The organism is Flexibacter flexilis DSM 6793 (assembly GCF_900112255.1).
GTDB classification, from domain to species: Bacteria; Bacteroidota; Bacteroidia; order Cytophagales; family Flexibacteraceae; genus Flexibacter; species Flexibacter flexilis.
Map to the genome: position 1 here is coordinate 236010 of NZ_FOLE01000003.1, position 16389 is coordinate 252398.

A 16389-nucleotide genomic window follows, 5' to 3' on the forward strand; every position below is an offset into this window, starting at 1 on the left:
TTGGAGCAATAACCATGCTTTTTACACGCAATTTGATGTATGCGGCACTTTCGCTTTTGGTGGTGTTGCTTAGTGTGGCGGCATTGTATGTGCTGGCCAATGCTGAATTTTTGGCTGTAACGCAAATACTCATTTACATTGGCGCGGTGCTGGTGTTGTTGGTGCTCGGCATTATGCTCACGCCTCGCGCAGCCTCGCAGCCGCCTACTGTAACTTCTTATCAGTGGGCAATGGGCTTGTTTTTGGCGGGTTCTGTGGGCTTTTTCTTAACAAAAATTATTGCGCAAGCCGATTTTATCCAAGACAAAGAAACCGCACGACCTGCGCCGCTACAAGAAATAGGCACAAGACTGATTACAGAACATTTGCTTACGTTTGAAGTGGCGGGTGTGCTGTTGCTCGTGGCACTGGTAGGCGCGGCGGCTTTGGCTACTTACAAATCAAAAGCTACGCAAACGGCTGATTTTGATTGATTTAATACGGAATATTTTCGCCGTGCGGGTCGGTAGTCGGGAAGCGAAGTTGTTCTTCTAAGGCGCGTTCTATTTCGGGCGTAATGATGTGCTCCATCGTTTCGGCATCGTCGTGCACGTGGTCGGGCGCAATGTTAAGATGCGTTGTCAAATACATTTCCCAAAGTCTGTGCAGTTTTGTTACACGTTTGCCGCGTTGCTGGCCTTCGGGTGTGAGCGTCCAAAGTCCATGTTCTTTGAGCACGTAGCCGTGTTGGCGCAATCGGCGCAAGCCTGTCCGCAATTGGCTTGGCTCTATGTCGCGTTTGATAATAATTTCCTCAAAACTTCTATGTTTGAAAAAGTCATTTTCTTGTTCGCCCAAATGGAACAAGGCTTTCAGGATATTTTCTTCGATGATTTGCAAACGGTTTTTGCGTTGGAGTAACAAACTACCCACGATGCCTTTGCGCGGCGCAAACGAAAATGAAACCACTGCCAACAGCGAAACCACCAACACAATCCAAGGGCCTGTGGGCATGGCTGGTGCGGCATACGAAATATAGGCTCCCGTAATTCCCGAAATTGCTCCGAAAGTAGCGGCCAATGCCACCATTTTGCGAATGTCGTGTGTCCAGTAACGCGCCGCAGCCGCTGGCGTAATGAGCATGGCGGCCATTAGTACCACCCCAACCGACTGAATACCAATGACTACGGCCAAAACCGTAAGCGTTGTAAGGAGCAGTTCCAAACCGCGAACAGGCAAACCCAACGCGGCGGCATATTGTTTGTCGAAACTCAGCAGCGTAAATTCTTTGAAAAAAAGAAACGTAATGAGCAGTAGCACACTGACCACGCCCAAGAATAACCATAAGTCACTACCAATCAGCGAAGCGGCTTTCCCAAATAAAAATTTATCCAAACCCGATTGCGATGCCTCGCCCGATTGTTGTATGTGTGTGAGCAGCAAAATGCCAATCCCGAAAAAAACAGATAGCACCAAGCCGATAGAAGTATCTTCTTTGAGTTTGGAATTTTTACTAATAAAATCAATAGAAAGTAATGAAAGCCAGCCTGTTACGAAAGCTCCGAGCAGCAACCAAAGCGGATTTTTTGTCCCCGAAAGCATGAAAGCCAAACATACACCAGGTAGTACAGAATGCGCCACGGCATCGCCGACCAAAGCCCTTTTTCGCAAAAAACTAAAACAGCCAACTACTGCCGAGCCTACCGAAAGTAGTACTGTTCCCAGCACAATATATTTGATGTTGGGGTCTGCGAAGGTGATAAAATTCCAAAATGTGCTCATAATCAATCTTTTTTGCTGCAAAAAATCAACTAATATACTCCCGACTTACTACCAAAGCAAGCACAATCCCGACTACCAACCCAACGGCAATGGCTACAAAAAGGCCTGTGCGGATGTTACTAACGGAGGTTTCTGTTTTTTGATAAAGTTGTTTGCCTAATAATACTTGGTCGTCTTCGAGGCGTTCCATGGGGCGCACGGCTGCCTGAAAAGCAGGATAAGTCTTTTTGGTGAAAAGCTCAGCGGCTATTTGTTTTTGATTTTGGCGACTAAGTTGTAAAATTTCTTTTTCTAATAAACGATAACTGCGAATGGCATTGCGGTACTTTTTGAGCTCTTGCGCTTCTACGGCATCAAGCACGTTGCCGCCGTCGGCATAATGATTAATCATAGAATCGACTTGCGCATTGTTTTGGGCAATATCGTTTTCTAATTCGGTATAATTTTCGATACTAATCCCCGAAATGTGTTCTTCTAAGTGAAAGCGGTTTTGATATTGTTTTTCGATAATGTGCGAAATGTCCATGGCGGGTACTAAGCGGCGTTCGTACATTTCCCGAAATGAGTCGTTGGTTTTATAAATCCCAAAACTTCCCATCGCGCCCGTGATGAGCATTAGTCCAAAAATGATACCAAAACTGTTAAGGATTCTTCGTGCAGCCGAATTACTGGGGAATTGCATATTTTATAATCGTTTGTATTAGAATAGGTTAGATGATTGAGTAAATAAAAAACTAAAAAAGCCGTCTTATGGGTTAGATAAAGACGGCTTTGATGTCATTGTTATAAAGCTATTACTGAGCCGCTACGTTGGCAAAGCGAATAATGCGCAACCACGAAAGCATTTTAATCACAGGATAAGTTGGGTCAAATTCAAACCACTTTACTCCGAAGTTTACGCGGTTCGGAAGTTTGTGGTGATTGTTTTGGAACAATTCGCCCATCATCAAAAAGTCCATGATAAGTGAGTTTTTGGATTTATCGTGATTGTCAAAATTTTGATAACCGTATTTGTGGCCGCTCCAGTTCACGATAGCACCGTGTACGGGTCCCATCAAGAAATGCACAGGCAACAAAAGGAACAAATACCACATATCCGTTGGCACGAAATAAATGTAGAAAACCACGTAAGCAGTTCCCCACACAAGGCGCGAAATCCACGAATCGCCTAATTTCTCAATAAAATGCCAAACAGGAATGTTGCCACCGAAGCGTTTTTCTTCGTCGGTGTGGTTGTTAAGCAGGTAGTTGTACACATCTTTGGTCTTCCACATCATCGTAAAAACGTTTTTGGTGTGGTGTGGTGTGTGTGGGTCTTTTTCGGTGTCGCTGTAAGCGTGGTGCATACGGTGCAAAATGGCGTATGCACGCGGACTCAAATAAGACGAACCCTGCGTAACGTAAGTAAAAGCATAAAAGAATTTCTCCCAAAACTTGTTCATTATGAACATTTTGTGAGCGGCATATCGGTGCAAAAAGAATGTTTGCGAGAACAACGATAAATACCAATGGGCTACAAAAAAGATGATAATTGCTAGCACTTTTGTAAACGGGATAATAGTTGAAAATAATGTTTTTGATGTTGACAGAGCCGTCTGGCGACACCATCTGCAAGATTGCGAAAGCAATTTAACATATTATTACTGTATTCCCAAAATAACCCGCCGCTATAAAAAAAGTGCCGAAAGCTATATTGTAGAAAAAATACAATTTTTTACTTTTGGCAAAATCTAATTAATGTTAATATTAAATTTTATTTAAAAATGTTTCTTTGTTGAAAATGTAAAGAAACAAGAAATATAATATTTTTAGGTGTAAGTTTTTTTATTTTTCGTTTGAAAGTTCAGCGATTTTCTTGCGAAAATCAGCGACGAATTTTTCATATTCTTGCCCAGTTCCTTGCCCGCTAAAGCCTGTGTGTATGTATCTAACTTTGCCTTTTTTGTCGATAATAATCGTAGTTGGAAACGCTAAAACTTGCTGTAAAGCAGGTAAAACAGCCGCCGCAGAATCTTTATTGGCAATGCCTGCTACTAATAATGGATAACGAATATTAAAGCGTTTTTTCATAATTTCAAGACGCTGTTTGGCGTAAGAAAATTCTTTTTTACGTTCAAATCCTAACCCAATAATGGCCACTTTATTCGCATCTTGTTTGGCGTACCAATCAGTTAAAAAAGCAGTTTCGTCCATACAATTCGGACACCAACTACCAAGCATCTGGACGATAACGACTTTATCTTTGAATTGCTTATCGCTTAGGCTTATTTTTTTGCCTTCTAAATTTGGAAAACTAAAGTCTAAACGTTCGTAGCCTTTTTTCAAAAATGTAAGCGATTCGGCATCAGGCAAAGCGGCGTTTGGGTTGGCGGTTGCTGTCCAAGTTTCGTGGCCAGTAGTGCCAGCCCAGAAATGCCCGTTCGTGATTTTGTTGCCGTCTATGTCTGCCGTAAATAAAAACGCATGAGAACCATCAAAAGCACTCATTTTTAGTGTGTTATTTTCTACATAGCCTTCCAAAAAGCGATAGTCGCCAGTGGTTGTAAGGAATGTTCCTGTCAGGTGGCCTTTGGCTTTTTGCTCGAAAATGCCGACGGCTTGTGTGGTGTCGGCGGCATTTTCTCCGCGAAAAGTAACCGCCCAACGCCCTGAAATATTGGCAGTTGGCTTGTTGTTGGTAAGTGGCTTGAAGCGATAATTTACGCCTGCTTCGGCCTGAAATGGCAAGGAATATTGCGGATCTTTGGCATCATATTTTCTATAAACACCGTGCATTTTATTGCCTTCTATTTTAGCTAAAATAGCCCCATCAAAAATGTGCATTTTTACAAAAATAGAATCATTTTTTTGTTTTAAATCTTGTAATAATAAACGCTCTGTTCCGTTCAGTATATACATTATTTGTTTTCCTTTTTCTTTTTCGGATACTTCTAATGAAAAGGGAAGTTCTTTTTGGCCTTTATCAACCAAAATAGTGGCACGCCAAATGCCATTTTTTAAAACAGATTGCGCATTAGCATAAAAGCTAAATAAAAAAATAATATGGAATGTAAAAAAACGTATGATTTTCATTATGAATATAAAAATAAGTATAGTTGGTGAAATTATATGTAAGTAAAAATTGTATTATTGGGCTAAGAATGTTTTGTTATAGCACAAACCTATGTAAATTTAACATTTTTTAACAAAAGATATTGCCCTTGCTTTCTTAGGGATTTACGAAGTTCGATAAAATTTCGGATATTTGTGTTTTAGGCTATTTTTATATTATAAAATAATACAAACACTACTCTTTGTCTAAAAGTATCAATTCCTTTTCTTTTGAAATTTATATCTAATTATTAAATTTTTACCAACCTACAAAATTATGATGAAAAAAAGCATACTATCAACGGCCTTGATAGTGAGTGCATTGTTCACTGCACACGGGCAAGCACATCGTCAATTTCAGGGCATAGGGTCTAAACCTTCTCGCTCTTTGCAAAAAGGAGTTGCCACGAATGGCACTTCAACTAACATGATAACACCAGCCTTTGCTGTTCCTGTTCGCCGTACTTGTGGTACTATGGAGCTTTTGCAAGAGCAACAAGCACAAGGACTAATGCCATCTGATGCAGAATTTGAAAACTGGATTAGTGAAAAACAAGCCTCTATGCGTGCGGCTCGCCAAGCACAAGGCGTACTCTCTCCGAATGCTCCTGCGGCAGTTATCCAAATCCCTGTAATTGTACACGTAATCCATAACGGCGAAGCTATTGGCGTAGGTGCGAATATCTCTGCTGCCCAAGTTAATTCTCAAATAGAGGTACTTAACGATGATTTTAGAAAAAAAATCAACACTCCTGGTTATAACACTCACCCTGCTGGGGCTGACATGGAAATTGAATTTGTGCCTGCACAAGTGGATTTGAGTGGCAACCCTTTGGCTGAGCCAGGTATTCATCGTTATGCGGGAACAGCATCTAGTTATTCACAGACTACCTTTAATAGTACAATTAAGCCTGCTACTTCTTGGGATCCTACTAAGTATGCTAATTTGTGGACAGCTAATTTATCTGGAGGTATTTTGGGTTACGCACAGTTCCCGAGCAACTCCACACTGACTGGCCTTAATACCAATGGTGGTGCTAGTAATACTGATGGTGTGGTTATTGGTTACCAATATTTTGGCTCAATTGCTAAAGTAACCACTTCGCAGCTTTCACAAGGAGCACCATATAACAGAGGTCGTACGCTTACACACGAACTAGGCCACTGGTTAGGTTTGCGCCATATTTGGGGCGATGCAAGTTGTGGTACTGACTACTGTAACGATACTCCAACGCATGCAGAGGCAAATTATTCGCCAACAAATAACCCCAATGGTTGCTTTACACACCCTAAATCGAATAGCTGTGGTACGGCCGACGAAATGTTTGAGAACTACATGGACTATACCAATGATGTGTGTATGAACATTTTTACCAACGACCAAAAAGGACGTATGGCGGCAGTAATAGCTAATTCTCCACGCCGCGCAGAATTGCTTACCTCTACAGTAGGAAATGCGCCTATTACTTGTGCTGCTACACCAAACTTGTTGCCATTGGCACAAGATTTTGAAGCTGGTTTTCTGCCAACTGGCTGGACTATCCGTAACGCTGGCGGTGATAGTACTTGGCACAAAGCAAACGTAAGTGCTAATGGTATAGGTACAGGAGCTGTGGTAATGAATAACTTTACTACGAATGCAGCAGGTGCTTTGGATTTCTTGATGACTCCGCAACATAACTTTACAGCCGTAACGGGTGCAGTACTAAAATTTGATGTGGCTTATAGTCCATTTAGTGCTACAAGTACAGACTCTTTGTTTTTGGCTTACTCGGTAGATTGCGGTAACACCTTCCAAACTTTCTGGAAAAAAGGCGGTAGTGCACTTTCTACGACAGGCTCTGCTTATTCTACCTCGGCATTTACGCCAACAGCCACGCAATGGCGCACCGAAACCGTGAATTTGGCCACTGTTGGTAGTCAAATTTTTGGAGCAGGTAAAGATCACGTAGTAATTGCTTTCCAAAACAAGTCTGGTTATGGTAACTATTTGTATTTGGATAATATTCAAATTACGACTGGCTCGCCAGTAGCTGCTGTTCCAGTAGCTGACTTTGTTTCGTCGGTTGATGGTGGTTGTGCTGGTACATCAGTAACTTTCACGAACCAATCAACCAATACACCAACTTCTTATGCTTGGACTTTTGAAGGTGGCACGCCTGCTACTTCTACGGCTGCTAACCCAACTGTAACTTATAGCACACCAGGTTCGTATAATGTATCTTTGGTGGCGACAAACTCGGCTGGTGCTGATACAACCGTAAAATCTGACTTTATTTTTATTGGCAATGCTACGGCTCAAATTTTGCCACTTACCACTACTTTCGAGACAACAGATGCTGATTCGGTGGCTTGGTCTGTAATCAATCCTAATTCTGATACTACTTGGGTGTTGGTTAACACAGGCTCGAATGGAAGTGCGACCTCTGCCATGATGGACAACTATTCATCAGCAAGCGTATATGGCACAGCAGACGTATTGCTTTCTCCAAAAATGAAATTTACTGCTACTACACAAAAACTTTCGTTTGATGTAGCTTATGGTTTCTATGGTACAGATAGCACCCAAACGCCTCCTATTGTTATGGCTGATACGATTATCGTGTTAGCTTCTACGGATTGCGGTAATACTTTCAAACGTATTTGGGCTAAAGGTGGTGCAGAATTGGCAACCGTTACAGGCTTAGTGAAAACGGCATTCACGCCAACTTCCTCTACGCAATGGAGACGCGAAGGTATTTCGTTAGCGGCTTTCAAAAATTTAGCTAATGTACAGTTTGCCATCATGAACAAATCGGGCTATGGTAACAGAGTCTTTTTGGATAGTATCACGATTGCTGCGCAAACGACTTGTCCTACTGCTCCGACGATTACTTCGACTACAACCAATATTTGTGAAGGTTCGGCTATCACCATGACTGTTCCAAATTTTGCGGGTACTACTTACAAATGGACTGGCCCTAACGGTTTTACTTCTACGGTGCGTAACCCATCTATTTTGGCAGCTACACCAGCCAATAGCGGTACATATTATGTAACGGCTACAGTTGCGGGCTGTACAAGTGTTCCTTCGGTTATTACTGTAAATGTAAATCCAAAACCTGCTGCTCCTGTGGCTACTGTTTCGGCTGCCACTTTGTGTAGCAATGATACAATCCGTTTGCATGCTAGTACTGTGGCAGATGCGGCTTACTACTGGACTGGCCCTAATAACTTTACTTCAAACGTACAAAATCCTGTACTTGCTAATCCTACATCTGCCATGGTTGGTACTTACTCGGTATATGCTATTGCAAGAGGTTGTACTAGTGCTGTGGCTACGGCTATGGTTACTTCGGTAGTAACAGGTCCTACAACTATTGCGGTTACTGGTTCTGCCTCTATTTGTGCTGGTCTGAATCTTAGCCTAGCTGCTACAAACGTAACTGGTGCTACTTATGCTTGGACTGGCCCGAACGGTTATACCGCTGCAACTCGTACTATTTCTATCACGGCGGCTACTGTCGCAGCTTCTGGTACATACACGGTGGTGGCTACCAAAAATGGTTGTGCGAGCAATACGGTAACGACAACGGTTACGGTTAAGCCTGCGCCTAATATGCCTACTGTTTCATTGGTAAATGACTCGTTAATATCTGATACCGTAGCGGCTACTTACCAATGGTACAAAAATACAACACCTATTACTGGTGCTACAAGCCGCAAATATAAGCCAACTGTAAGTGGCAATTATGCGGTTCGTATTGGTAATGCACAACCTTGCTATGCTACTTCTACGTTATTTGCCTATACTTTGGTAGGGGTGGGTTCACAAATCTTGAATCAAGCGGTGAGCTTGTTCCCTAGCCCTAGCACTGGTTTGTTCCACCTCAACATCGAAGACGACCGCAACGCAGACATCAAAATCAATGTGTTTGATATATTGGGCAAAGAAGTTGCCAACGTAGCGGCTCGCAAGTCTGACGCATTATTTGAGCAAACACTTGATTTGCAACATTTGCCAGACGGAACATATTTCGTTAAAATCCAAGAAGGCAACCTCATCACTACACGTCGTATCGTAAAAGCGGCTAAATAGTGTAAGTTAAAATCTTGCCATTCATTGCCTAGAGGCTGTTCCATTACGGGGCAGCCTCTTTTTACTTTTTGTGAAATTACTCGACCCAAAAATGTTGTATTTCTAGGTTTATAGAAATTATATTGGTTTAAATACTGCCCTTCACAAAAAAACGCCCCACCCACTTAAAACAAAAGTGAGTAGGGCGCATGATTTTTTTTACGCAATGTAACAGCAGCGATTATTTTTCGCGAACCAAAACCTCGTCAATGAGGCCGTAATCGCGTGCTTCTGGTGCTTTCATCCAATAGTCGCGGTCGGAGTCTTTCTCTACTTTGTCGAAAGGCTGGCCGCTGTGGTGCGAAATGATGTCGTACAATTCTTTGCGCAACAACACGATTTGCTTGGCCGTAATCTCGATGTCCGAAGACTGACCTTGCGCACCGCCCGAAGGTTGGTGAATCATTACGCGTGCGTGTGGCAATGCTGCACGTTTGCCTTTTGCACCACCACAAAGCAATACCGCGCCCATAGAGGCGGCAAGGCTCGTACACACCGTCGAAACGTCTGGACGGATATATTGCATCGTGTCATAAATGCCCAAACCTGCATATACCGAACCGCCTGGGCTGTTGATATACATCACAATGTCTTTTTTGGCGTCCACCGACTCCAAGAAAAGCATTTGTGCGATGAGAATGTTAGCAATGTTATCATCTACGCCCATTCCCATAAAGATTACTCTGTCCATAATCAGGCGCGAGAAAACGTCGATTTCTGCAAAACGCGTAGGGCGTTCTTCGATTACCGAACGAGTCATATTTTCTACCTGATGCACATAGCTATCTACCGTAAGGCCATTCAAGCCACGACCTTGTACGGCAAATTTTCTAAATTCATTTGTGTTTAACATCTTCTGTGGATTGGGTTTTTGTTAATCAAAATACTCTTAATTATACCAAAAAAGATTCCGAAAAGTTCAATAATCGGCCTTTTCAGGCGCACGCGCCTTTTCGTGTGGCATAACTCTCACCCGTAAAAATAGAAAAAGCCGTTAATCTATAACGGCTTTTTCAAAATTATTTTCAGAAAAATATTAAGCTTCTACTTTCGCGAACTCGTCAGCGTTGATGCTTTCAGATACAAATGTTACTTTACCGAAAATCGCTTCGTCAGAAAGCATATTGAAGGTATCTTGAGCAGCTTTGCGGTAGTTTTCGCCTTTTTCGCCCGACAAGTAGTTTTCTGTGAAGTTGTTAAGTTGTTCTTCACCTACGTTGTGCAAGCCCATTTGGCCGAGTTGCATGCTAATCATCATTCTTGTAAAGTCTTTGATTTTCGCTTCGTCCAACTGGATTTTGTCAGCTACAGCCACTTTCGCGCGAAGCAAATCCCATACGATGTCTTTTTTGAAGATTGGGAATTCTGCGTCGATTTGTTCTGGCGTTACTTTGTTTTTAGCATTTACTACCAACAACCAACGTTTCAAGAACTCTTCTGGAAGCACCAAACCCGAAAGGCTTTCAAGGATAGTGGCTTTTGCTTCGTTGTAAGATTTGCTTGTCGAATCGTTTGTGTAGTTGGCTTCCATGCGTCTTTTTAGCTCTGCGCGGAAAGCCTCTTCGTTGTCGAAAGAAGCATCGCCCAATACTTTACCGAAGAAGTCAGCATCAAAAGCCGCAGGCTCAACGCTCTTTACTTCTGTTACGGTGAAACGATATTGACCTTCTGCCGCTTCAGCTTCTTCTTTAGAAAGAGCCGCAACGTGGCGGATATGCTCAGGTTTGAAAGTCGCACGAATATCGAAGGTAATCAAATCGCCTGCTTTTTTGCCCAAGAAAAGTTCCAAAGCGGCCTCTTCTACTTGGTTGGTAGGGATAAGCGTTTCTTTTTCAGTTTCTGCGCCTTCTTTCTTGATAAGACCGAAAAGTTGGTGACCTTTTTCCGAAACCTCCACGGCTTGCGTATTGGCCAAACGTTGTCTTAGGTCTTCGATTGTTTTTTCTACTTCGTCAGCAGCTACTTCTACGCTATAGCGTTTGATGCTGAAAGTAGAGAAGTCAGGCAATTCAAATTCTGGAGAAAGACCCAAATCGAAAGTAACTTCAACTTCTGTGTCTTTGCCGTAGTCGAACAACTTAGAATCTTTGTTGAGCAAAGGTTGGCCAAGTGTTTCGATTTTATTTTCTTTTAGGTAAGAATCCAACGTTTCACCGATGATTTCATCAATTACTTCCGAAGTGATGCTTGCTCCGTAAAGGCGTTTGAGGTGTGCGGCAGGCACTTTGCCAGGACGGAAACCTTTTATTTGCGCAGTTTTCGCAAGTTCTTTTACTTTTTTCTCAACTTTCGGCTGGTAATCACCTTCTTGTAGGCTGATAGTAAGTAAAGCCGTATTATTTTCTTGCTTATTGAATGAAATATTCAAGGCTGTAAAAGTTTGAAGTGATGAAATATTTTTACAAAAAAACCCCCAACCTGTTCAGTTGAGGGTTAGGAGCTTGTGTGCGGATGGATGGACTCGAACCTCCATGCCTCGCGGCGCTAGATCCTAAGTCTAGTGCGTCTACCAATTTCGCCACATCCGCATATTTGCTTTTTGCTTTCGCCCTTTTTCGGTGGGTTTTGCGGGTGCAAAGGTAATAGCGTTTCCCGAACTTACAAACATTTCCCTCAAAAAAAATGAATTTTATTTTCCGAGAAACGCTAACCTACTGATTTACAAATTTTATTTCTTTTTATTTTTTGAAAAAGAAAAATAACTTCTGAATAGCTCAATGAAAAAATTCACGCATCTTATCGAAAAAGCCTTTGTCGTTTTTGTTCGGATTGGGCGTAAAGTTTTCCGACGTGCGCAACTTTTCCAAAATAGCGGTTTCTTCTTTGTTGAGCTGCTTTGGTGTCCAGACGTTCACGTGAATGAGTTGGTCGCCTGTTTCGTAGCCGTTCACATCTTTAATGCCTTTTCCTTTTAGGCGCAAAATCTTGCCGCTTTGCGTGCCAGCATCTATTTTGATGCGTGCTTTGCCCGTAATGGTTGGCACTTCTACACTCGTCCCCAAAGCCGCATCCGCGAAATTGATGTACAATTCAAAAATCACGTTGTTGCCTTCGCGTTTGAGTACTTCGTCTTCGGCTTCTTCAATGACGATGAGCAAATCGCCAGCCACGCCACCGCGCGGCGGTACGTTGCCTTTGCCAGCCATCGACAGTTGCATTCCGTCGCCAACGCCCGCAGGAACTGGGATAGAAATTACTTCTTCGGTGAGTGTACGGCCATCGCCATGACAAGATTCGCAACGCGTCGTAATGGTTTTGCCTTCGCCGTTACACACGGGGCAAGGCGATGACGAGACCATTTGTCCCAACATGGTATTGACCACGCGGCGCACTTGGCCAGTGCCGTTACAGTTGCCGCAATTTTGTACGGCAGTTCCGTTTTTAGAACCATTGCCACCGCACGACTGACAAGTTACGTGGCGTTTTACTTTTACTTTTTTCTCTACACCGCCCGCGATTTCTTGCAAATTGAGTTTGAGCTTAATGCGCAAGTTGGGGCCTTTGCGCACGCCACGACGACCGCCGCCGCCAAAACCATCTTCAAAGCCGCCGAATCCACCGCCGAAAATATCGCCAAAGCGCGAGAAAATGTCGTTCATGTCGTGGAAACCGCCGCCTCCACCGCCGCCCATTTGCTCGGCCTGATGTCCGAAACGGTCGTAACGTGCGCGTTTGTCGGCATCGCTCAACACTTCGTAGGCTTCGGCAGCTTCCTTAAATTTGTCTTCGGCTGCTGGGTTGTCGGGGTTTTTGTCGGGGTGATATTTGATGGCCAATTGTCTGTAAGCCTTCTTTATTTCTTCGGGTGTGGCCGTTTTGGCAACGCCTAACACCTCGTAGTAATCTCTTTTTGCCATTTTCGTTTGTATAAAGAAACTTTCCGCCGCTTTCACAAGGGGCGATTTTGCTATAAAATCAAAATATTGCTTTCAGAATGAGGAGATTATGCACCAATAATCACTTTAGCAAAGCGAATCGGTTTTTCGTGCAAATAATACCCTTTTTCTACCTCGTCGATTACTTTGCCTTTCAGCTCGTCGGTTGGGGCAGGGATTTGGGTAATGGCCTCATGCAAATCGGCATCGAATGGCGTGCCGTTGGCGTTCATGGGTTTTAGGCCGTTGCTTTCTAAGGTTTTGAATAATTTACCGAAAACCAATTGCAAACCTTCGCGCAATGCTTCGATGTCTTGGCTTGATTCTACGGCTTTTTGGGCGCGTTGGGCATCGTCCAAAACAGGCAATAAAGCCTTCATAAGGTCTTCGGTTGCGGTTTTGACAAGTTCGCTTTTTTCTTTGGCCGTGCGGCGACGGAAGTTGTCGAACTCAGAATACAAACGGATATACTTCTCTTTTTGCTCGCCTAATTCCTGTTGCAACTGAACCACAGGGTCGCTGTCGGTTTGTGCTGCGGTGTTGTCAGTGGCTGTTGCCTCTTGTTGGTTGTTTTCTGCCATTTCGTCGGGCGTAGGAGTATATTCTTTTTCGTTGTTATTGTCCATTGCTCAAATTTTTTGAATAATATTCTTATGGAGTGATTGCGCAATTTCTTTGCCACAGACACTGCGCGTGTCATTATGGCAGAAATCCTACAAAAGTAAGCGTTTGTTTTGGATTTATAAAAATAGAAATCGCAGGCCTACGGCTTAGCTTTTGGTCGCAAAAAACAATGCCCTACAAAGATGCCAAGCCCAAAGGTTTTTGTAGTAATGAGCAAATCCGTTAGGATTAAAATCTTTGTAGGAACACCAAAACAAGCCATCACAAACGCCGTAGGTGTGGCATATTGAACATCATATTCAAATCATTTTCAACAAGAAAGGCTTTTTCTTTACGCAAACTCAGGGCTTTTTCCGCCTTTGTTCTTTTTGTTTTTATCCTGAAAACTAAACGTAATGCGTGCGCAAGCCTCCCGCAAAAAATCAATGGTCGTTTGTTCGGGCATTTTCATGTACGCAATTTCCAGCACCCCGATACTTTTGTATTCGTTCTGAATCGGGACAATCAGGACGGCAGCGGGAGCAGTTTCACCCAAACCCGATGAAATACTATAAAATCCTTTGGGCAAATTGGTCAGGATAATCGGCTCGCGGTCTTGCAACACTTGCCCATACATTCCGTCCAGTGGCATGGTGGTTTGTTTGGGTTCGATGGCGTAAGTGCCTTGCACCGTAAGCATGGGTTCGGGCTTTTTCTCAATTACATAAATGGCCGCCAAATGTGCCTCTGTTTGTTTGCAAAGTACCGTAATTACTTGGTCTATTGGATTTTTGTCTTGGTGCAACATGGCTCTTGAAACCTGCTCCAAGCCTTGCAAATGCTGGTGACGGATAGTTTCTTCTTGGCGAGCCACCGCAATTTCGGCGGCTTGTGTTTCGGCTTGGTTCATGTAGTGCCGAATGTTGCCAACCATTTCGTTGAAGTTGCGCGTAAGCTGGCCTATTTCGTCGTTGGAAGTGTTGCGCACCGCTCGAATATCTTCGCTAAAAGAGGTCTCGATGGCTTGGCGCATCCGTTGCGAAAGTGTCAGAATTGGGCGCGTAAACAAATAAGCCGTGTAAAAACTACCCACTACTGTACAAACCAATAGTACGGAAAGTAGCACCCAAAAACTGGCTTGAAATTGTTCTTGTAGAATAGCAGTGCGTTTGTCGGCGTATTGGCGTATTTTGGTGAGTTCTGCTTGGATTTGGCGTGCATTGTTATTGGCTTGGCCTCGCAAGCCCGCTTTGTTGTGTACACCAATCACTTCGTCGGTATTGACCAATGTCATAAAACTATCGTGATAATATTCCAGCAAAGCCAAAATGGTTTTATTCTGCCGATTTTCGATGATAAGTTCCTGATATTCTTCATTTAACTTATCAATATATTTTTTGTCGCGGCGCAAAAGATAGTCTTTTTCGTGGCGGCGCATCATCAGCAAACGCACTTGGTTGATGTGAAATTGGCTGTTTTCGAGGGCATGGACGGAGGCACGCATACGGCCTTCTAAGCCAAAATCTTTAAAGCCTCTTTCCTTGATTTTATTGACCAACCACAAAAAATTATGATGCCGTGAGTCGCTCAAGTGCTTGAGTCGCACGAGCATAGACCTGAATTGTTCGTCTGCTTCGGCATCTTGTTTGTTTTCGGTAATCATATCTTGCAGCAGATGTTGCACCGAATCGGTGATAGTTTTATGCTGGCGTATGTAGCGGCTTTGGCCAGTTTTGAAAAATTCGGGGTTAATGCTCTCTTCCGAAATCCAATCTTGTTCTGTTACCTCGCTTTCGAGCGTGAGGATTTGCAGCACTTTGACGTTTTGGGAAAGATTGTTGAGTTGGGTTGTATTCCGCACGTATTGGCGGTAGAGCAGCCCAAAACCACCACCGATAAGAAAGGCCAAGAGCAGAAACGCAATCAGTAGTTTCTGTCTGATATTGATAGAAATCATATGTCTGAACATTTGTACTTACTTTGGATAGGTTGCTGCAAAGGTAGTACCTATCCAAAGTTTTTATGTTAAGCAAAAATGAATTTTTAAAGAACTCAATAAAAGCTATTATTCTGATTGTTAAATACTTATATTTTTTGCCTTTAGTGTGTTAAACTATTGCTTTTGGTTTATGAAAAACAATAGTTTAATTTAGTACCCTTTATTTACTTTTTTTCAAAACCTAAAATTTTAGCACTATGTATTTTCACAACAATTGGGCTGTAGTCATTCCCTTGGCTAACGAGGAGAGTGAATTTTTTGATTTAATATCGTTTGTGTCCACAACTTTAGACAGATTAGCATCAGGAACGGTATATTTAGTGGTAGATAAAGCAAGTAAAGACAAAACCCTTGAATTATCTCAAAGTTTATCTGAGCGGGACAGTCGCTTCATAACGGTATGGTCTCCCGAAAATAAAAATGTGGTTGATGCCTATCTAAAGGGCTACAGAGTGGCATACGATGCGGGGCATGAGTTCATTATAGAGATGGATGCGGGCTTGTCGCACGATCCGCGTGCAATTCCTATGTTTCTTCGGGTGCTAAATGAAGGGAATGAATGCGCATTTGGTAGCCGATTTATCAATGGAGGTTCTACGGCAGATTCGGCATGGAAACGGCGTTTTTTGTCAAAGTTTGGAACTACTTTAGCCAATGTGATGCTCGGAACTCATATGAAAGATATGACCAGCGGGTATCAGGGTTTTCATCGTTCTATTGTTAAGAAATTTTTAGAATATCCGCTAAAATCCAAAGCCCATTTTTATCAAACAGAGTTACGTTATTTGTTGCGATATAGTAGATATATGGAGGTTCCTATTCATTACAGAGCACCATCTCCGTCTGTTTCCAATAAAGCAATTAAAAACTCTATTGATTGTCTATTTTTTTACTTCTTTAAAAGATTAAATAATAAACCTGTTTTTCTTATAGATAAACACTAA

12 protein-coding genes and 1 tRNA gene are annotated in these 16389 nt (G+C 42.7%); 3 read left to right on the top strand and 10 right to left on the bottom strand.

Features of this window, described 5'->3' with window-relative positions:
- The first annotated feature begins 14 nt into the window (after positions 1 to 14).
- Positions 15 to 473, top strand: coding sequence for an NADH-quinone oxidoreductase subunit J family protein (locus BM090_RS07370; RefSeq protein ID WP_177199863.1), 459 nt, complete (start codon positions 15 to 17; stop codon positions 471 to 473).
- Between the two features lies 1 nt (position 474).
- On the opposite strand, the gene BM090_RS07375 is transcribed toward BM090_RS07370, so the two are convergent.
- The 4 genes from BM090_RS07375 to BM090_RS07390 form a co-directional block, all read right to left on the bottom strand.
- Complete coding sequence (locus BM090_RS07375) at positions 475 to 1761, bottom strand: metal ABC transporter permease (protein WP_091510087.1); 1287 nt, start codon at positions 1759 to 1761, stop codon at positions 475 to 477.
- 25 nt (positions 1762 to 1786) lie between these two features.
- On the bottom strand, positions 1787 to 2443 hold the full coding sequence (locus BM090_RS07380; protein ID WP_091510091.1) for an MCP four helix bundle domain-containing protein: 657 nt from the start codon (positions 2441 to 2443) through the stop codon (positions 1787 to 1789).
- Positions 2444 to 2555: 112 nt separating this feature from the next.
- A complete protein-coding gene (locus BM090_RS07385; protein ID WP_091510094.1) occupies positions 2556 to 3302 on the bottom strand; it encodes an acyl-CoA desaturase in 747 nt (248 codons plus the stop codon).
- 283 nt (positions 3303 to 3585) lie between these two features.
- Positions 3586 to 4833: a TlpA disulfide reductase family protein gene (locus BM090_RS07390; protein ID WP_091510098.1), complete on the bottom strand. Its 1248-nt coding sequence runs from the start codon at positions 4831 to 4833 to the stop codon at positions 3586 to 3588.
- A 295-nt stretch (positions 4834 to 5128) separates the two neighbouring features.
- Here BM090_RS07390 and BM090_RS07395 point away from each other — a divergent pair, with 295 nt between their 5' ends.
- The gene (locus BM090_RS07395; RefSeq protein ID WP_091510101.1) at positions 5129 to 8929 is read left to right on the top strand and encodes a M43 family zinc metalloprotease; all 3801 of its coding nucleotides are present in this window, start codon (positions 5129 to 5131) and stop codon (positions 8927 to 8929) included.
- A 220-nt stretch (positions 8930 to 9149) separates the two neighbouring features.
- On the opposite strand, the gene BM090_RS07400 is transcribed toward BM090_RS07395, so the two are convergent.
- The 6 genes from BM090_RS07400 to BM090_RS07425 all read right to left on the bottom strand — a co-directional run bounded on the left by BM090_RS07400 (position 9150) and on the right by BM090_RS07425 (position 15403).
- On the bottom strand, positions 9150 to 9821 hold the full coding sequence (locus BM090_RS07400) for a ClpP family protease (RefSeq protein WP_091510104.1): 672 nt from the start codon (positions 9819 to 9821) through the stop codon (positions 9150 to 9152).
- 183 nt (positions 9822 to 10004) lie between these two features.
- Positions 10005 to 11336 carry a trigger factor gene (tig, locus tag BM090_RS07405; RefSeq protein WP_177199864.1) on the bottom strand — a complete coding sequence of 444 codons (1332 nt, stop codon included), beginning with the start codon at positions 11334 to 11336 and terminating at the stop codon, positions 10005 to 10007.
- A 78-nt stretch (positions 11337 to 11414) separates the two neighbouring features.
- Positions 11415 to 11496: transfer RNA gene (locus tag BM090_RS07410), tRNA-Leu, on the bottom strand.
- A 186-nt stretch (positions 11497 to 11682) separates the two neighbouring features.
- On the bottom strand, positions 11683 to 12825 hold the full coding sequence (dnaJ, locus tag BM090_RS07415; RefSeq protein ID WP_091510318.1) for a molecular chaperone DnaJ: 1143 nt from the start codon (positions 12823 to 12825) through the stop codon (positions 11683 to 11685).
- Positions 12826 to 12911: 86 nt separating this feature from the next.
- The gene (locus BM090_RS07420; protein ID WP_245756693.1) at positions 12912 to 13469 is read right to left on the bottom strand and encodes a nucleotide exchange factor GrpE; all 558 of its coding nucleotides are present in this window, start codon (positions 13467 to 13469) and stop codon (positions 12912 to 12914) included.
- Between the two features lie 329 nt (positions 13470 to 13798).
- Positions 13799 to 15403 carry a GAF domain-containing protein gene (locus BM090_RS07425; protein WP_221405351.1) on the bottom strand — a complete coding sequence of 535 codons (1605 nt, stop codon included), beginning with the start codon at positions 15401 to 15403 and terminating at the stop codon, positions 13799 to 13801.
- A 239-nt stretch (positions 15404 to 15642) separates the two neighbouring features.
- On the opposite strand from BM090_RS07425, the gene BM090_RS07430 reads away from it, so the two are divergent.
- Entirely contained in the window at positions 15643 to 16389 is a 747-nt protein-coding gene (locus BM090_RS07430) for a glycosyltransferase family 2 protein (protein WP_091510112.1), read from the top strand.

Excerpts from the sequence above, each read along its gene's own strand:
- BM090_RS07395 (WP_091510101.1), top strand. The coding sequence starts at position 5,129 with ATGATGAAAAAAAGCATACTATCAACGGCCTTGATAGTGAGTGCATTG.
- dnaJ (WP_091510318.1), bottom strand. The coding sequence starts at position 12,825 with ATGGCAAAAAGAGATTACTACGAGGTGTTAGGCGTTGCCAAAACGGCC.
- BM090_RS07370 (WP_177199863.1), top strand. The coding sequence starts at position 15 with ATGCTTTTTACACGCAATTTGATGTATGCGGCACTTTCGCTTTTGGTG.
- BM090_RS07420 (WP_245756693.1), bottom strand. The coding sequence starts at position 13,469 with ATGGACAATAACAACGAAAAAGAATATACTCCTACGCCCGACGAAATG.
- BM090_RS07430 (WP_091510112.1), top strand. The coding sequence starts at position 15,643 with ATGTATTTTCACAACAATTGGGCTGTAGTCATTCCCTTGGCTAACGAG.
- BM090_RS07375 (WP_091510087.1), bottom strand. The coding sequence starts at position 1,761 with ATGAGCACATTTTGGAATTTTATCACCTTCGCAGACCCCAACATCAAA.
- BM090_RS07380 (WP_091510091.1), bottom strand. The coding sequence starts at position 2,443 with ATGCAATTCCCCAGTAATTCGGCTGCACGAAGAATCCTTAACAGTTTT.
- BM090_RS07425 (WP_221405351.1), bottom strand. The coding sequence starts at position 15,403 with ATGATTTCTATCAATATCAGACAGAAACTACTGATTGCGTTTCTGCTC.
- BM090_RS07400 (WP_091510104.1), bottom strand. The coding sequence starts at position 9,821 with ATGTTAAACACAAATGAATTTAGAAAATTTGCCGTACAAGGTCGTGGC.
- BM090_RS07390 (WP_091510098.1), bottom strand. The coding sequence starts at position 4,833 with ATGAAAATCATACGTTTTTTTACATTCCATATTATTTTTTTATTTAGC.